This is a genomic window from Microbacterium esteraromaticum (assembly GCF_028747645.1).
GTDB classification, from domain to species: domain Bacteria; phylum Actinomycetota; class Actinomycetes; order Actinomycetales; family Microbacteriaceae; genus Microbacterium; species Microbacterium esteraromaticum_C.
Window position 1 is genome coordinate 2,066,720 of the sequence record NZ_CP118100.1, and the last position, 17,385, is coordinate 2,084,104.

Annotated in this window: 17 protein-coding genes; 1 reads left to right on the forward strand and 16 read right to left on the reverse strand. The window is 69.4% G+C overall.

The annotated features are described in order from the left end of the window. Nucleotides 1-67: 67 nt before the first annotated feature. Nucleotides 68-1,732, forward strand: a complete 1,665-nt coding sequence (locus PTQ19_RS09735; RefSeq protein WP_274367169.1) for an HNH endonuclease signature motif containing protein — start codon at nt 68-70, stop codon at nt 1,730-1,732. An 89-nt stretch (nt 1,733-1,821) separates the two neighbouring features. Here the strand turns inward: PTQ19_RS09735 and PTQ19_RS09740 are convergent, their stop codons facing one another. The 16 genes from PTQ19_RS09740 to PTQ19_RS09815 form a co-directional block, all read right to left on the reverse strand. Next, the gene (locus tag PTQ19_RS09740) at nt 1,822-2,889 is read right to left on the reverse strand and encodes an NUDIX domain-containing protein (protein WP_274367170.1); all 1,068 of its coding nucleotides are present in this window, start codon (nt 2,887-2,889) and stop codon (nt 1,822-1,824) included. A 51-nt stretch (nt 2,890-2,940) separates the two neighbouring features. Further along, nucleotides 2,941-4,011, reverse strand: coding sequence for a Glu/Leu/Phe/Val dehydrogenase family protein (locus tag PTQ19_RS09745; protein ID WP_274367171.1), 1,071 nt, complete (start codon nt 4,009-4,011; stop codon nt 2,941-2,943). A 110-nt stretch (nt 4,012-4,121) separates the two neighbouring features. Then, a complete protein-coding gene (gene der / locus PTQ19_RS09750; protein ID WP_274367172.1) occupies nt 4,122-5,645 on the reverse strand; it encodes a ribosome biogenesis GTPase Der in 1,524 nt (507 codons plus the stop codon). Nucleotides 5,646-5,647: 2 nt separating this feature from the next. Continuing rightward, nucleotides 5,648-6,355 carry a (d)CMP kinase gene (gene cmk / locus PTQ19_RS09755; protein ID WP_274367173.1) on the reverse strand — a complete coding sequence of 236 codons (708 nt, stop codon included), beginning with the start codon at nt 6,353-6,355 and terminating at the stop codon, nt 5,648-5,650. Beyond that, a complete protein-coding gene (locus PTQ19_RS09760; protein ID WP_274367174.1) occupies nt 6,348-7,472 on the reverse strand; it encodes a prephenate dehydrogenase in 1,125 nt (374 codons plus the stop codon). Before PTQ19_RS09760 ends, cmk begins: the two co-directional genes overlap by 8 nt. Further along, complete coding sequence (locus PTQ19_RS09765; RefSeq protein ID WP_274367175.1) at nt 7,469-8,239, reverse strand: pseudouridine synthase; 771 nt, start codon at nt 8,237-8,239, stop codon at nt 7,469-7,471. The genes PTQ19_RS09760 and PTQ19_RS09765 overlap by 4 nt, the downstream gene beginning before the upstream one ends. Continuing rightward, a complete protein-coding gene (gene scpB / locus PTQ19_RS09770) occupies nt 8,236-8,835 on the reverse strand; it encodes an SMC-Scp complex subunit ScpB (protein WP_274367176.1) in 600 nt (199 codons plus the stop codon). The genes PTQ19_RS09765 and scpB overlap by 4 nt, the downstream gene beginning before the upstream one ends. Continuing rightward, nucleotides 8,825-9,661, reverse strand: coding sequence for a segregation and condensation protein A (locus PTQ19_RS09775; protein ID WP_224818913.1), 837 nt, complete (start codon nt 9,659-9,661; stop codon nt 8,825-8,827). The genes scpB and PTQ19_RS09775 overlap by 11 nt, the downstream gene beginning before the upstream one ends. Continuing rightward, complete coding sequence (locus tag PTQ19_RS09780) at nt 9,645-10,517, reverse strand: ParA family protein (protein WP_179410475.1); 873 nt, start codon at nt 10,515-10,517, stop codon at nt 9,645-9,647. Before PTQ19_RS09780 ends, PTQ19_RS09775 begins: the two co-directional genes overlap by 17 nt. 106 nt (nt 10,518-10,623) lie before the next feature. Continuing rightward, complete coding sequence (gene xerD / locus PTQ19_RS09785; protein ID WP_206824934.1) at nt 10,624-11,526, reverse strand: site-specific tyrosine recombinase XerD; 903 nt, start codon at nt 11,524-11,526, stop codon at nt 10,624-10,626. A 1-nt stretch (nt 11,527) separates the two neighbouring features. Continuing rightward, nucleotides 11,528-12,109 carry an NUDIX domain-containing protein gene (locus PTQ19_RS09790; RefSeq protein WP_179410473.1) on the reverse strand — a complete coding sequence of 194 codons (582 nt, stop codon included), beginning with the start codon at nt 12,107-12,109 and terminating at the stop codon, nt 11,528-11,530. Between the two features lie 7 nt (nt 12,110-12,116). Then, nucleotides 12,117-13,814 (reverse strand): CTP synthase, encoded by a 1,698-nt coding sequence (locus tag PTQ19_RS09795; protein WP_274367177.1) that lies wholly within the window; start codon nt 13,812-13,814, stop codon nt 12,117-12,119. Nucleotides 13,815-13,831: 17 nt separating this feature from the next. Next, on the reverse strand, nt 13,832-15,520 hold the full coding sequence (gene recN, locus PTQ19_RS09800; protein ID WP_274367178.1) for a DNA repair protein RecN: 1,689 nt from the start codon (nt 15,518-15,520) through the stop codon (nt 13,832-13,834). Then, nucleotides 15,517-16,422, reverse strand: coding sequence for an NAD kinase (locus PTQ19_RS09805; protein ID WP_179410470.1), 906 nt, complete (start codon nt 16,420-16,422; stop codon nt 15,517-15,519). Before PTQ19_RS09805 ends, recN begins: the two co-directional genes overlap by 4 nt. Further along, entirely contained in the window at nt 16,419-17,216 is a 798-nt protein-coding gene (locus PTQ19_RS09810) for a TlyA family RNA methyltransferase (RefSeq protein WP_274367179.1), read from the reverse strand. The genes PTQ19_RS09805 and PTQ19_RS09810 overlap by 4 nt, the downstream gene beginning before the upstream one ends. Next, on the reverse strand, nt 17,216-17,383 hold the full coding sequence (locus tag PTQ19_RS09815; protein ID WP_179410468.1) for a hypothetical protein: 168 nt from the start codon (nt 17,381-17,383) through the stop codon (nt 17,216-17,218). Before PTQ19_RS09815 ends, PTQ19_RS09810 begins: the two co-directional genes overlap by 1 nt. Between the last annotated feature and the right edge of the window lie 2 nt (nt 17,384-17,385).

The window sequence follows — 17,385 nt, forward strand, 5'->3', positions numbered from 1 at the left end:
CGAGAATCTTCTAGAAAAGTAAGGATATGCACTTGTTTACTTAGAACATTAGTTCTAACATGGAGGCATGTCCGCTCCACTCGTCGACCGCATGCAGCAGCAGGCCGCGCTGCTCGAGCAGTGGGTCGCCGTGCGGGCCGAGATCAACCGCGCCGAGGCACGCGCCTCAGATCTACTGGCTGCGCGGGTCGCTCTGATGGATGACGATGTGGCCGATCAACCGCAGCATCGCGACGCGATCTGGCGCTCGATGATCGCCGAGCACTGCGCAGCTGTGCCTTCCTCGCGAGGCGCCGTGGAACGTGCCTTTGACGATGCGCGGTTCCTCTCCACGGGTGATTACCCGCTGCTCGAAGCGTCGTTCCGTACCGGATCTGTGACCGCATCGCATGTACACGAGATCCTGCACGCCGCCGCACCCGTGCGCGAGGCCGTACAGAACGGGGTTGTCGAAGCAGGCACGATGGCGCTGTATGAGGCCGCTACGGTCGTGTTCGCCGAGTCCGAGGCTCCATCGCGCACGCGAACCCATGCGCGCGAAGTCGCTGCGGCATTGGCTGGCAGCACCATCACCGCACGCCACGAGCGGGCGCTGGCCGAGCGCACCGTCACCGTGCGCTCCGTCGGCGACGGGCTCGCCCTGCTGCAGGTCGTCCTGCCCGAGCACCTCGCCATCGCTATTCACGACCGCCTCACCCAGCTCGGCCGTATCCAGACCCAGAACGTCGATCAGAACCCCTTCCCCGTGCTCCCCGTGGACGAAGACGCCCTACAAGACAAGCTCGACAACGACCCTGCTCTGCAAAACGACCGCGCCCTGCAGAACGACTCTGGTCTGCGGGAAGATCTCGGCGACGAGTCCGCCCGCGTGCCCGACAGCGACCTCATGGTGGTGAGCACGCCTGGCACCGACTCCGACTCTGGCTCCGACTCCGGCTCCGACACCGGCTCCGACACCGGCTCCGGCACCGGCACCGGCACCGGCACCGGGCAGGACTTCTACGACGGGTTGGCAGTGCCGCCCGACAACGCCCCGTTCGGCGACGACGTCGATGCGTACTGGGACTTCGTCGAGCAAATGATCTCTGACGGGCCGACCATCATCCGCCTGCCCTCCGACCAGCGCACGCTCGACCAGATCCGCACCGACGTGCTCACCGACTTGCTGTTGACCGCCACACCGTCAGAGGATCTCGGCACAGGCATGGACAACATCACGGCGACCGTGCAGGTCACCGTCAGCGCCAACACACTCCTGGGTGACGACGACCGTCCCGGGCAGCTCGACGGACACGGTGAGCTTCACCCCGAGGCCGCTCGCGCCTTCGCCGGACGCAGCACCGCGTGGACGCGCCTGTTCCTCGACCCGACCGGGCAGCTCACCGAGAGCGACACTTACATGCCTACCGCGGGCATGCGGCGCTTCCTGCAAGCGCGCGATCAGCACTGCCGGTTCCCCGGTTGTCGTATGCCCATTCACCGCACCGAGCTCGACCACAACCACGATCATGCGCTCGGCGGGCCGACGTCACTCGACAACCTCGCGCACCTGTGTAAGACGCATCACGCGCTCAAGCATCCCGACTTCCCTGAGCAGCATCGTTGGAGAGCAAGGCAGCTTCCCGGGGGCGATCTGCAATGGACCGCGCCAAACGGAAGCACCTACGCCGACGCCGCACCTCGGCGCGTGATGTTCGTCCCGTCACCAGAAGCCGCACCGGCGCCCTTCTAGCTGGCTTCAACCGTCGGGAGGACTCAGTCTGCCCCGACGCCGCAACTGCAACACCGCGCTAACTGCACACGCTCAGCAACTGAGCGCGCTCAGCGCCCCCTGCGAGCCGAACGAGCGTCGAGCTGATCCCGCATCCAGCCGGCCGACTGGGTGCGTGCACCGAGCGCTTCGACCCGCGTCCGCAGTTCGCGATCGCTCGTGACGACGATGACCTCACGCCCCGCAGCGACCAGGCGACGCGCTTCACCAACGATGGCGTCGTCGCCGTGTCCGTCCGCTTGCACGACCCCGACGTCGCCTGCATCAAACGCCACGCCAGATCCAGCACCAGCACCAGCACCAGCACCAGCACCAGCACCAGCACCAGCACCAGCACCACCACCCGCACCCGCACCCGCCATCTTCCGCGCCGCGCCCTCGACGACCATCGTGACGTCCGGATACCAACGGACACCCGGCTCACCAAGCGCCCCAAACGCCTCAGATTCCCCAAGCGCCTCGGGCACCCCAGCCCCGCCAAACACCCCCGGCTCGACTCCCGCAGCCGCCCATGCCACCAACCGATCACACAACCGCTCGGCGGCACCAGCGCGGTCCCGCCACCAGCCGTCCGGCACCGAGCCGATCACGTTGGCAGCATCCACCACGATCGAGGGTCGCACCGCCAACAAGACCCGCAGCGCCGGCCAGGCATCGGCAAAGCCCGGATGCAGCGGCCGCTCATCGACGGCATCCACCGGCACCCACTCGAGCGCGAGGCTCTCGGGGTCACTGATGACGGGTTCGAACGGTTCGACCACATCGGCGACGACGGTCGTGTATGACCAGATCTTCAGATCGAGCACCCGGGTGAAGCGCGCACGCACCGCACCGTCCGGCACCCCGGCCTCTTCCTGCGCCTCACGAATCGCGCCGACGAGCGCGGACTCCCCCTCGTGAAGCGCCCCTCCGGGCAACCCCCACGTGCCGCCGAAGTGGCTCCAGCCCACGCGGTGCTGCAGCAGCACACCATGCACAGGGTCAACGGCCAGAAGCCCGGCGGCACCGAATCGGCCCCAGTACTTCTCGCCCGTCTCGGCGACGACCCAGGCGTCTCCGGGATTACGAGGGCCCTGCGGGCGGCGCGGTTCTCCAGGCGCCGGGGGGATGATGCTCACCCCTCCACCTTTCCACGCCGCACCGCCCGCGGCACGCTCAGTGTGCGCGCGTTACCGAACCCCGAGCTCGGCCCCAGCGCGCAGACGCGACGCCGCCAGCTCCTCCGCTGCCTGCAGCGGGGTCACACCGCGCTCAGCGGCGTCGTCGAGAATCCGACCGACCGTGTCGCCGATACCGGCCACTCGCGCCATGATCTCGTCGCTCGTGCCGATCTGCTTGGCCTCCAGATCGAGGTAGATCACGCCACCCGCGTTCACGACGAAGTCGGGCGCGTACAGAATGCCCCGCTCCGCCAGGCGCCCTGCGCCCGAGTGGTCAGCAAGCGGGTTGTTCGCGGGACCGCATACGGCCTTCACATCCAGCGCGTCGATGACCCCATCGGTCAGCACACCGCCGATACCGGCCGGCACGAAGACATCGCCGGCCACCAGGTGCTCGGTGCCCGGTTCCACCCAGGTCGCCCCGATCGACGTAGCGAACTCCCGCCGCGCCGGGTTGATGTCGGTGACCGTCAGCTCGGCGCCGTCCTCAGCCAGCCGCGATGCAAGACGACCGCCCACCTGCCCCAGGCCCGAGATGACGATGCGGCGACCGCGGGCATCCGACGATCCCACGACCCGCTCGAGCACCGCGCGCAGCGACGCATAGACGCCGAGGCTCGTGGGCCCTGCGGGCTCGCCTGAGCCGCCCACGGTCGAGGGCAACCCGACGACGTGCTGCGTGCGTTCGCTGACGGTCAGCATGTCATCGGTGGTCGAACCGACGTCTTCTGCGGTGCGATACAGCCCACCCATCAGCTCGACGGCGTCACCGAGGTCGAGGAAGGCCGCACGGCGACGGTCGGCGTCGAGCACGGTGCCCGGCGGCAGGCCGATCACCGACTTGCCGCCACCCGCGTCGAGCCCGGCCGCCGCGTTCTTCAGCGTCATCGCCGCCGAGAGCCGCAGAGCGTCACCGAGCGCGTCGCTCCAGTGCGGGTACGTCCACAGCCGCGCACCGCCAAGGGCAGAGCCCAGCACAGACGAGTGCAGCGCCACGGCGATGAACAGTCCACTGCGCGGCCCGGTGATCACCTCCACCCGCTCGTGGGTGAACTCCGGCAGGGGCAGGGTGTGCGTCATCGCATCCTCGTTTCACGCGGGCCTTGTGGGCGCTGTGTCATGGGCACTGTGGTTGTCGCCGCGGGGTCGCGGCTTCAACCTCCCATTATCCCGCGTGAACGCGTCGGATGCTATCTCTTGCGCCGCTCCCGCACACGCATGTTGATGACGATCGGCGTTCCCTCGAAGTCGTACAGCTCGCGCAGACGGCGTTGCACGAATCGGCGGTAGCCGGGGTCGAGGAAGCCCGTCGTGAACAGCACGAACGTCGGCGGACGCGTCGACGCCTGCGTGCCGAACAGGATGCGCGGCTGCTTGCCGCCCCGCAGCGGGTGCGGGTGCGCGGCGACGAGCTCGGTGATGAACGCGTTGAACTTGCCGGTCGGAATGCGGCGGTCCCAGTTCTCCAGCGCCAGCTCAAGGGCGGGCACGAGCTTGTCGAGGTGGCGCCCGGTCCTGGCCGAGATGTTCACGCGCGGAGCCCACGCGACGTGCGCCAGATCCTGCTCGATCTCGCGCTCCAGGTAGCGGCGGCGGTCGATGTTCTCCATGTCGTCGTCGAACAGGCGGTCCCACTTGTTGAACGCCAGCACGAGCGCGCGCCCGGATTCGAGCACCATGTCGATGATGTTCAGGTCCTGCACGCTGATGGGCTGGCTGACGTCGAGCACGACGACGGCGACTTCGGCCTTCTCCAGCGCGGCAGACGTGCGCAGCGATGCGTAGAAGTCGGCGCCCTGCTGCAGGTGCACACGACGGCGGATGCCGGCGGTGTCGACCAGCCGCCACATCTTGCCGCCCATCTCGACGATCTCGTCGACCGGGTCGCGTGTGGTGCCGGCGAGGTCGTTGACGACCACGCGCTCCTCGCCCGCGGCCTTGTTCAGCAGCGACGACTTGCCCACGTTCGGGCGTCCGAGAATCGCGACGCGACGCGGCCCGCCGATCTCGGCCTTGGCCACGGCCGAGACCTCGGGCAGTTTCGCCATGACCAGGTCGAGCAGGTCGGCGACCCCGCGACCGTGGATCGCCGAGACCGGGTGCGGTTCGCCCAGACCCAGGTTCCACAGCGCGGCGGCCTCGGGCTCCTGGCGCGCGTCGTCGATCTTGTTGGCGACGAGGAACACCGGCTTGCCGCTCTTGCGCAGCAGCTTGACGACGTGCTCGTCGGTCGATGTGGCACCGACCTTCGCGTCGACGACGAACAGCACCAGGTCCGAGAGGTCGATCGCGACCTCGGCCTGGGCGGCGACCGACCGGTCGATGCCCTTGGCGTCGGGCTCCCACCCGCCGGTGTCGACCAGCGAGAAGCGCCGGTCCATCCATTCAGCCTTGTAGGTCACCCGGTCGCGGGTCACGCCCGGCGTGTCCTCGACGACGGCCTCACGGCGACCGAGGATGCGGTTCACCAGGGCGGACTTGCCGACATTCGGGCGTCCCACGATGGCGACCACCGGCAGAGCCGGCGAGTACTCGATGCCGTCCTCGCCGAGCGAAAGTCCCGCCAGCAGGTCGGCGTCGTCCTCGTCGAGCTCGTAGTCGCTGAGCGTCGCGCGCATCAAGTCAGCGCGCTGCTCGGCAGCGTTCTCGTCGATCGCGGCGAGCTTGTCAGCGAGCTGGTCGGGCGCGCCTTCGTATTCTTCTTCGTCGGCCATGTTCATGCTCCTGTGTCTGCGTCGCGCCGGTCGATGACCGCAAGCACGGCGTCGACGGTCTGCGCGAAATCAAGGTCTGTGGAGTCGACGACGTCAACGCCCGGGGCAGCGTTGAGAAAGTCGACGACGGTGCTGTCGGATGCGTCGCGCTTGTGCAGCGCCTCCGCGACAGCTGCGGCGTTCTCGCCGGCCAGTTCGCCCGCGCGGCGCGCGGCACGCACCTCGGGGGCGGCGGTCAGCAGAATGCGCACGGGGGCGTCCGGCGCCACCACCGTGGTGATGTCACGGCCTTCGACGACGACGGCCGGGTACTCGGCCTCCGCCACGATCCGCCGGAACATCTCGTTCACCTGCGCCCGGATCTCGGGCACGCGCGCGACGCCGCTGACCGCGGACGACACCCGCGGCTCGCGGATGGCGTCGGTCACGTCGACGCCGCCCACCGACACGCGCCGGTCATCGGGGTCGAGAGCCTGAGCGAACGGGAAGTCGGATGCTGCCGACCGCACAGCCGTGGCATCCGCCGTGTCGAATCCACGATCGAGCACGTACCAAGCCAGCGCCCGGTAGGCCGCGCCCGTGTCGAGGTAGCCGAAGCCGTGCCGGCGGGCGACCTCTTTCGAGACGCTGGATTTGCCCGACCCGGCCGGGCCGTCGATCGCGATGAACTTGCGCGCCTGGTGCGCCGAGTCCGTCGAGAGGTCAGTCATTGGTGTTCCCCGCAATCCGCCAGCCGCGTTCTTCCAGTCCCTCGATCGCACCGCGCAGCGCGGCCGGCGCGACACTGATCTCAGCGAGACCGAACTGGGCGCCCGGAGAGTGCTCCAGGCGAAGGTCCTCGACGTTCACGCCCAGTTCGCCGAGCTCGCCGAACAGGCGCCCCAGCTGACCGGCGGTGTCGTCGACCATGACGACCAGTGTCTCGAATCGACGGTTCTGACCGTGCTTGCCCGGCAGACGCTCCACGCCCTCGTTGCCGAGGCGGATGGCGTCGGCCACGGTACGGCGCGCGCCGGCGGCATCCGGAGCGCGCAGCGCGTCCGCGACGCTCCGCAGGTCGTCGGCGAGCGCATCGAGCACCTCGACGACGGGAGCCGCGTTGGCGCCCAGGATCTGCACCCACAGCTCGGGCGCCGACGCGGCGATGCGCGTGGTGTCGCGCACACCCTGACCTGCCAGACGCAGCGATCCCTCGTCGGCCTCGGCCAGCCGGGCGGCGAGCAGACTTGCCACCACCTGCGGCACGTGCGAGGTCATGGCCACCGCACGGTCGTGCTCTTCGGGGGTCATCTCCAGGGGCATCGCGCCGACATCGAGGGCGAGCGCTTCGACCAGGGCCAGGTCAGCGGGCCGCGTCTGCTCGTCGCGGCACACCACCCAGGGGCGACCGATGAACAGGTCGGCGCGCGCCGAGATCGCCCCGCCGCGTTCGCGCCCGGCGAGCGGATGCGAGCCGATGTAGCGGGTGAGGTCGATGCCCCGGGCGCGCAACTGGTCGAACGGCTGCAGCTTCACGCTGGCGACGTCGGTGACGACGGCACCGGGGTACGCGGCGAGTTCGGCCTGGATGACGTCGGCCGTCACATCCGGCGGCACGGCGACGACGATCAGGGTCGGGGCGTCATTGTCGCGGGCCGCGCGTCCGGCACCGTAGTCGATGGCCAGGCGCAACTGCGACGGCGAGGCGTCCGCGAGAACGACGTCGACCCCCTTCGCGCGCAGGGCATGGCCGATGCTGGCGCCGAGAAGGCCGGCGCCGACGACCCGCACCGTGCCCGAGAGTCGCGCAGCGACCTGGGGTGCACGCACGCCGGTGGTCTCGCTCACTCGTTCTCCCGGGAATCCTGGCGCGAGAGAGTCAGCAGCGCGCCACGTTCGATTTTAGTCAGCTCGCGTGCCTTGCCGACCGGGAGCGTTCCCAGGTGCAGCGGGCCGAACTGACGGCGCACGAGATCGATCACCGGATGCCCGACGGCAGCCATCATGCGCCGCACGATCCGGTTGCGACCCGAGTGCAGCGTCAGCTCCACCAGGCTCGAGTCGCCCGACGAGTCGAGCAGCCGCGCCTTGTCGGCTGCGATGGGCCCATCCTCCAGCTCGATACCGCGCGTCAGCGTCGCAATGGTCTGCGCCGTGACCCGCCCCTCGACCTTGGCGATGTACACCTTGGTGACCCCGAACGAGGGGTGCGCGAGCACGTGCGCGAGGTCGCCATCGTTCGTCAGGATCAGCAGCCCGCTGGTCTCGGCGTCGAGGCGACCGACGTTGTAGAGCCGTTCCGGCCAGTCCTTGGTGAAGCGCCGCAGATCGGGCCGCCCGTTCTCGTCCTTCATGGTGCTGACCACGCCGGTGGGCTTGTTGAGCATCACATAGCGCTTCGAGACGTCGAGCTGTACGGCGGTGCCGTCGACGTCGATGAGGTCGTTCTCGGGGTCGATCCGGGTGCCGAGCTCGGTCACCGTGCGGCCGTTGACGCGGATGCGCCCTTCGACGATGTACTGCTCGATCACTCGGCGCGAGGCGACCCCGGCGTTGGCCAGAGCCTTCTGCAGGCGGATGCCCTCGGGGGCGGGGGTGTTGTCGTCGCCGGTCATCGCAGCGTCCCTTCGTCGAATCCGTCGGCCCCGTCATCGAGCAGGGGCGAGATGGGCGGCAGCTCGTCGATCGAGTTGATACCGAGGTGCTCGAGCAGCGCGTCGGTCGTGCCGTAGTTGATGGCGCCGGTCTCGGCGTCGGCGAACAGCTCGGTGATCAGGCCGCGTCCGAGCAGCGTGCGCACTACCGAATCGACGTTGACCGCACGGATCGACGCGACCTGCCCGCGTGTGACAGGCTGCTTGTAGGCGATCACCGCGAGCGTCTCCAGTGCGGCCTGCGACAGGCGGGCGGGCGCTTGTCCCCCGACGAAATCGGCGATGAGATCGTCGTGGTCCTCGCGCACGTACAGGCGCCAGCCCCCGCCGACCTCACGCAGCTCGAAGCCGCGGCGCGGCCCCGCGCCGCGACCGTCGTAGTCCTCGACCAGCGCCTCCAGCGTCTGACGCACGGCCGGCACGGGCGCGTGCACGGCGGCGGCCAGCGCAACCAGCGCGATCGGCTCGTCGACGATCAGCAGTATCGCCTCGATGCGTTCGGCCAGCGGCGTCTCGGGCTCGGCCTCGTTCTGCACGGATGCTCCTTCAACGGTCATAGTCAGCGCCCAACGTCGCCAGTTGCTCGTCCGACCAGCTCTCGGCCGACCAGCGCAGTGTCAGCTCACCGAGCGGCTCGAGCTGCTCGAACGACAGCGCGGCATGCCGGTACAGCTCCAGCACCGAGATGAACCGCGCTACGACGACGCCCGGCTCGGTGATGCCCGAGACGAGGTCGCGGAAGGTGAGGGACTCGGCGCTGCGCAGCAGCGTCACCACGACCGCCGCCTGCTCGCGGATGCTGACCAGTGGCGCATGCAGATGGTCGACCCCGACGGTGGGAATCTGCTTGGGCGCGAACGCAAGCATCGCCAGGGCCGCGAAGTCGGATGCCGACAGCGACCACACCAGTTCCGGCGTGCGGCTGCGGTGCTTCTCGTCGAGCGGTACGGCGCGCACGTGCCGACGCTCCTCGCGTTGCAGGCAGCGCGAGAACCACGACGACACCTCTTTGAAGGCGCGGTACTGCAGCAGACGTGCGAAGAGCAGATCGCGCGCCTCAAGCAGCGCGACGGCTTCGGCGTCGACCAATTCTCCCTGTGGCAGCAGCCCGGCGACCTTCATGTCGAGCAGCGTCGCGGCCACGACCAGGAACTCCGAGGCCTGCTCGAGCTCCTCCTCGCCGTCGAGCTCCTTCAGATACGCGATGAACTCGTTGGTGACCCGGCTCAGCGACACCTCGGTGATGTCGAGTTCATGCTTCGAGATGAGGTTCAGCAGCAGGTCGAACGGTCCGTCGAAGTTCGACAGCGAGATGCGAAAGCCGTCCGAGGACTCAGCGGGCTCTGCCGCCGTGGCCGGCTCGGTGTCAGGCGACAGCGCCACGGGCGACCAGCTCCCGCGCCAATCGCAGGTACGCCTGGGCTGCGGCGTGCTCGGGCGCGAACTCGGTGATGGGCACGCCCGACACCGACGCATCGGGGAACTTGACCGTGCGGCCGATCACGGTCTCGAGCACGTCGTCGCCGAATGCCTCGACGACGCGTTCGAGCACCTCGCGCGAGTGCAGCGTGCGCGGGTCGTACATGGTCGCGAGCAGTCCGTCGAGCGTGATCGAGGGGTTCAGTCGGTCGCGCACCTTGTCGATCGTCTCGATCAGCAGCGCCACACCGCGCAGTGCGAAGAACTCGCACTCCAGCGGGATCAGCACGCCGTGCGCGGCGGTGAGCGCGTTGACTGTGAGCAGACCGAGCGAGGGCTGGCAGTCGATCAGGATGACGTCGTACTCGCCGGACACCTGGCGCAGCACGCGCGAGAGGATCGTCTCGCGGGCCACCTCGTTGACGAGGTGGACCTCAGCCGCGGACAGGTCGATGTTGGCGGGCAGCACGTCGAGGTTCTCGACGTTCGAGGGCACGATGACCTCGTGCGCGTCGCGCTTGATGTCGAGCAGCAGGTCGTAGACGGTCGGCACGTCGTGCGTGGGAATACCCAGCCCCGCCGAGAGCGCGCCCTGCGGGTCGAAGTCGACGGCCAGCACGCGGCGGCCGTACTCGGCGAGCGACGCGGCGAGGTTGATGGAGGTCGTGGTCTTGCCCACGCCGCCCTTCTGGTTGCACAGCGCGATGATGCGCGCCGGCCCGTGGCTGTCAAGCGGTGCCGGTGTGGCGAAGCCCTGGTAGGGACGACCGGTCGGCCCCAGGGGAACATCGTCTCCCTGGTTTGTCTTCGACCTGGACATCGTCGCCTTCTGCGCCACCGTTTCCGCCTTCCGTGCTTGGTCGATTGTAGCCGTACGACGGCCGGGATTCCGCTCGGCGCGCGGCAACCGGCCGCCTCGTGCGGGCTCAGCGCGCCCGCGGATGCGAGGTGGCGTAGATGTCGCGCAGAGTGTCCACCGACACGTGCGTGTAGATCTGCGTCGTCGCGACCGACGCGTGGCCCAGCAGCTCCTGCACCACGCGCACGTCGGCACCGCCCTGCAGCAGGTGCGTCGCGAACGAGTGCCGCAGGGTGTGCGGTGACACATCGGCGACGATCTGGGCGCGCTCGGCGGCCGCGCGGATCACCAGCCAGGCGCTCTGACGCGACAGCGGCGCCCCCCGTGCTCCCAGGAACAGACGCGCCGACGCCGCACCCTTCGCCGCGAGCGCCGGGCGCACCCGGGTCAGGTACGCCTCCACGGCGGCTCTGGCGTACGACCCGACCGGCACGATCCGCTCTTTATCGCCCTTGCCTCGCACGCGCAGAACATCGCCGTGGGCGAGGTCGTCGACATCGAGTGAGACGACCTCCGACACACGCGCACCGGTGGCGTACAACAGCTCCAGCAGGGCACGGTCGCGGATGCCGATCGGCTCATCCGGCGCGGGCGCGGCCAGCAGACGCTCGACCTGCTCGATCGTCAGCGCCTTCGGCAACCGCTGCGGCGTCTTCGGCGGACGCAACCGCGCCGAGGGGTCATCCTGCGCGATGCCCTCCCGCGCGAGGAACCGGTGCCAACCACGCACCGCCGACTGCAGCCGCGCGAGGCTAGTCGCCGCCGGTGGCGGCTGCGCGCTCGATCTCTCGGCGATGAACTCCGACACGATCGTCGCGGTGATGGCATCCGTCGTCGCCACCCCGCGCGCCTCGAGCCACGCGACGTACCCGCCCAGATCGCGGCGGTAGGCCGCGATCGTGTGCTCCGACAGGCCGCGCTCGATCGTGACGTGCCGCAGGTACGCGTCCAGCGCCCGATCGAGCTGCACGTCAGCCCTTGTCGTGCCGTTGCAGACGCAGCCGCCGCTCCGCGGCGAGCACGCCGATGGAGAGGATGCCATTGTGCATGCGCCCGGCAAGCACAGCATCCGCAGCCTCTGCCAGCGGCACCCACTCCACACGGATGTCGGCTTCTTCCGCCTCGCGGGCGTGCGCGACCTCGGCCGCCGAGATCCCGGTGGCGAGAAAGACGTGGATCATCTCGTCGTTGCCGCCCGGCGTCGTCCACGACGACACCAGGTGCTCCCAGTTCTCGGCGGTGATGTCGGTCTCCTCGGCGAGTTCCCGCCGTGCGGCGCACAGCGGGTCCTCCCCCGGCACGTCCAACAGACCGGCGGGCAGCTCCCAGTCGCGATGACGGATCGGATGCCGGTACTGCTGAATCAACAGCACCCGGTCATCCTCGTCGAGCGCGACGATCGCGACCGCGCCGGTGTGCGCGACGTACTCTCGCACGATCTCGCCGTCACCGTACCGGATCCGGTCGGAGCGCACGTCCCACACCCAGCCGTTGTGGATCAGATCGCTGCTGATCACCTCGGGCGCGAACGGCTCGTCCTGCAACTGCGTCATCCGTTGATCAGTCGTCTTCGCTGAACAGCTCGCTCGAGCGGTGCCGCTCGATGGCCGCGCCGATGAGACCGCGGAACAGCGGGTGCGGCTCGGTCGGACGCGAACGCAGCTCGGGGTGCGCCTGGGTCGCGATGTAGAACGGGTGCGCGTCGCGCGGCAGCTCGACGTACTCGACCAGGTCGAGCTCGGGGTTGAGTCCCGAGAAGACGAGCCCCGCCTCGGACAGGCGCGCACGGTAGGCGTTGTTGACCTCGTAGCGGTGGCGGTGGCGCTCGGATGCCGTCTCTGCGCCGTACAGCTCGCGGGCCAGCGATCCCTCGCTCAGCGCAGCCTCGTACAGGCCCAGACGCATGGTGCCGCCCAGGTCGCCGCCGTCGAGGATCTCGATCTGCTCGGCCATCGTCGCGATCACGGGCGCCGCAGTCTCGGGGTCGAACTCGGTCGACGACGCACCGTCGATGCCGGCGACGTGACGGGCGAACTCGACGACCATCATCTGCAGACCCAGGCACAGGCCCAGGGTCGGAATGCCCTGTTCGCGGGCGAAGCGCAGCGCGCCGACCTTGCCCTCGATGCCACGGATGCCGAAGCCACCGGGCACCAGGATGCCATCGAGATCACCGAGCGCCTTCTCAGCACCCTCGGGCGTCTCGCACGAGTCCGAGGGCACCCAGCGGATGTTGACCTTGGTCTCCTGCGCGAAGCCACCGGCCTTGAGCGCCTCGGTCACCGAGAGGTAGGCGTCGGGCAGGTCGATGTACTTGCCGACCAGGCCGATCGTGACCTCGTGCTTGGGGTTGTGCACGGCGTGCAGCACCTGGTTCCAGCGCGTCCAGTCGACGTCGCGTGCCTTGGCGTCCAGGCCGAGGCGGCGGATGATGTACGAATCCAGCCCCTGCTCGTTCAGCGTCGAGGGGATGTCGTAGATGCTCGGCAGGTCAACGGTGTTGACCACGCCCTCGTTGTCGACGTCACACATCAGCGCGATCTTGTTGCGGTTGCTCTCGCTGACCGGACGATCGCTGCGCAGCACCAGCGCATCGGGCTGGATGCCGACCTGGCGGAGAGCCGCCACCGAGTGCTGGGTCGGCTTGGTCTTCTGCTCGCCGGAGGCGCCCATGAACGGCACGAGCGAGACGTGAACGAAGAAGACGTTGTCGCGGGACAGCTCGTGACGAAGCTGGCGCGCGGCCTCGAGGAACGGCTGCGACTCGATGTCGCCGACTGTGCCGCCGACCTCGGTGATGATCACGTCGGGCTTGGGGGTCTCGTCGGCCTGCAGGCGCATGCGCCGCTTGATCTCGTCGCTGATGTGCGGGATCACCTGCACGGTCGCGCCGAGGTAGTCGCCGCGGCGCTCCTTGGCGATGACCTGCGAGTACACCTGCCCGGTCGTCACGTTCGCGGCGCGCGACAGGTTGATGCCCAGGAAGCGCTCGTAGTGGCCGATGTCGAGGTCGGTCTCAGCGCCGTCGTCCGTGACGAAGACCTCGCCGTGCTCGAACGGGTTCATGGTGCCCGGGTCGACGTTGAGATACGGATCGAGTTTCTGCATCACGACGCGGAGTCCGCGTGCCGTGAGCAGGTTTCCGAGGCTGGCTGCGGTGAGGCCCTTACCCAAAGACGAAACGACACCGCCCGTCACGAAGATGTGCTTCGTGGTGGCTGTGGTGTCGTTGTCGGGTCCCGCTGCAGAAGAGTTCATCACGGGCTTCTATCCTATCAGGTCGCGCTCGAGCCGAGGCTCAGCAGTTCACGGGCGTGGGTCAGTGCGGCGTCGGAATCGGCGAGTCCCGAGAGCAGACGGGCCATCTCGGCCTCGCGCGGCTCCCCCGACAGACGCGTGACGCTGGATGCTGTCACGGCACCATCATGGGATTTCACCACCGACAGGTGGTTGGTGGCGAACGCCGCCACCTGGGCGAGGTGTGTCACGGCGATCACCTGCGACGTGCGGGCCAGCTGCGCCAGGCGCCTGCCGACCTCGATCGCCGCGGCGCCGCCGATGCCGGCATCCACCTCGTCGAAGACGAAGGTCGGAACCGGGTCGGTTCCGGCGATGACGACCTCGATGGCGAGCATCACGCGCGACAGCTCACCGCCCGAGGCGCCTCGCGAGACCGAGCGCGGCTCAGCGCCGGGGTGCGGCGCCAGCAGCAGGGCGACGTCGTCGCGACCATGGCGCGATTCGGCTCCGGCCGAGACACGTGCCTCGAATCGGGCATCCGGCATCGCGAGGGCGTGCAGTTCCTCAGTGACGGCGTGCGAGAGGCGCGCCGCGGCATCGGTGCGCACAGCGGTCAATGCCGACGCGGCTTCGTCGAGCTCGTCGCGGACGCGCGCGGCGTCGGCTTCGAGGCGTTCGATGCGGTCGCCGTCGTCGTCGAGCTCGGCCAGGCGCAACGATCCGGTGCGCCACACCTCCAGCGCCGCCTCGAGCGACCCGTGCTGCCTGATCAGCCCGCCGATCGCGGCGCGGCGCTCTTCGACGGCCGCGAGCTCGTGCGGGCCCGAGTCGTCGAGGTCGGCGAGGTAGCCCGACAGCTGAAGTGCGAGGTCGGCCGTGCGGTAACCGAGATCGGTGAGGCCTTCGGCGATCCCGGCCAACTGCGGATCCGGAGCGCGTTCCAGTGACCGCCGCGCCTCGGCGACCAGCGCCGTCACGTCAGGGGCATCCTCTTCGCTGGAGAGCGCCGAACGCGCCACGGATGCCGCCACACGCAGCTCCTCGGCGTTCGCCAGGCGTTCAGCGCGCTCATTGAGCTCGACGTCCTCACCGGGCTGCGGCTCAAGCTGTTCGATCTCGGCGAGCTGCTCGCGCAACTGCGCGGCCTCAGCCGCGCGCCGGTCGCGGTTCTCAGAGAGCTCGGTGATCTCGGCATCCAACGCCCGCCACGCCTGGTAGCGCTCGGAGTACCGGGCGACAGCGTCGGCGACGGCCTGTCCCCCGAACCGGTCGAGCGCGTCACGCTGCGCGGCGGCCGACCGCAGGCGCAGCTGGTCGGACTGGCCGTGCACGACGACGAGCTCCTCGGCGAGGGCCGAGAGCACGGCGGCCGGTGCCGGACGACCGCCCACACTGGCACGGCTGCGCCCCTCGGCGCTGAGTGTGCGCGAGACGTACAGCTCGGCAGCATCCCCCGCCGGCTCCAGCTCTCCCCCGGCGTCGGTGACGATGTCGGTCACCGCGCCCTGCTGCGGCACGACCCAGACGCCGGCGACGGATGCCTGTGACGCGCCGGCCCGGATCGCCGATGAGTCCGCGCGCGCGCCGAGCAGCAGGCCGAGCCCGGTGACGACCATGGTCTTGCCCGCACCGGTCTCACCGGTCACGGCGGTGAACCCCGGCCCGAGCGGGAGCACGGCGTCATCGATGACGCCAAGCCCGCGGATGCGCATTTCGTCGATCATGGTGCGCCCCTCCATCCGGCGACAGGCAGGTGAAACTTGCGCACGAGGCGGTTCGTGAACGCGGTCGGGTGCAGACGCGCCAGCCGCACCGGCTGCGCCGAGCGGCGCACCACGACGCGTGCTCCGGGCGGCAGCTCGTGCGACCTGCGACCGTCGCACCACAGGATGCCCGTGCCATCGGTGCGCTCGAGCATCTCGATCGCGACCGAGGCCTCGGGCCCGACCACGAGCGGCTTGGCGAACAGCGCGTGCGCCGACAGCGGCACGACAGCAATCGCCTCGACGGTAGGCCAGATCACCGGTCCACCCGCCGAGAAGTTGTATGCGGTCGATCCGGTCGGAGTCGATACGACCATGCCGTCGCAGCCGAAGCTCGACAGCGGGCGCCCGTCGATCTCGACGACCACCTCGATCATGCGCTCACGGCTGGCCTTCTCGACGGTGGCCTCGTTCAGCGCCCACGTCTCGTAGACGACCTCACCGGCGACGTCCTTGACGCGCACCGACAGTGCCAGACGCTCCTCGACCTCGTAGTCACGGTCGATGACGCGGTGCACGGCAGCATCCATGTCGTCCCGGTCGATCTCGGCGAGGAACCCGACGTGGCCCATGTTGATACCCAACACCGGCGCCCCGGAACCGCGGACCAGCTCGGCGGCGCGCAGGATCGTGCCATCGCCGCCGAGGACGATGGCCAACTCCAGCTGTTCGGCAGCGATCTCCTCGCCCAGCACTGCCACGTCGGCGAACCGCTCGTCGATCTCGGCGAACTCGCCGTGATCGGGCGCGGGCAGCACGGGCGTCGCTCCGGCATCACGCAGGGCATCGACGACTCGCCGTGCCGCGACGACGGTGTCCTCCCGCTTGGCGTGGGCGACGACCAGGATGCGGCGCTCGTTCATCGTCCTCCTGCCAACTGTGCGATCTGCTCCGTCCATTGTGACGGATCGGTGCCGCGCCCGGGAGCGAGGTGCACCAGGTACTCGGCGTTGCCGTGCGTACCCAGAATCGGCGACGGCAGGATGCCGAGGGTTCCGAGCCCGGCGTCGTGCGCGCTCCACAGCGTGCGCTCGACCGCGTCCACGCGAGCCGCGGCGCTGGTGACCAAGCCGCCCTTGACGGCCGTGCGCCCGACCTCGAACTGCGGCTTGATCAGCAGCAGGATATCGGCGTGCGCACCAGCGGTCTCGGCCACCGCGGGCAGCACCAGCGCGAGCGAGATGAACGACAGATCCCCCACGATCAGATCCGGGCGCGCGGGCTCGCCTGTGGCCTCGGCGAGGGTCTGCGCGGTCATATGGCGCACGTTGAAGCCCTCGACGAGCACGACGGACGGATCAGCCGCGAGAGCGGGCGCCAATTGACCATGACCGACGTCGACCGCGAGCACGCGCCGCGCGCCGCGCTCGAGCAGCACCTGCGTGAAGCCACCGGTCGAGGCACCCATATCGAGTGCCAGGCGGCCCTGCACCGCCACGTCGAAGCCGTCCAATGCGGCGATGAGCTTGTGCGCCCCGCGGCTCACGTAGTGATCACCGCCGTCGACGGCGAGGTCCGCGTCGTCCGTCACCGCCGTCGAGGCCTTGATCGCGATCACGCCGTCGATGCGCACGAGCCCCTCGGCGATCAGCGAGGCCGCGTGCGTGCGCGAGCGCGCCAGACCGCGCGCGGCGAGAGCAGCGTCGAGCCGGGGCATCAGCGGACCGCGTCGCGGTCGTCGGTGCGCGGAGCGCTCTCGAGCCGTTTCATCAGCTCGTCGTGCACGGTTGCATACGCGGCGGCACGATCAGCCAGCGGCTGCCCCTCGATGAGGCGCAGGCGGCTCCAGAGCGCGTCGGTCGGCTCGTCACGCGGGTGCTCCATCC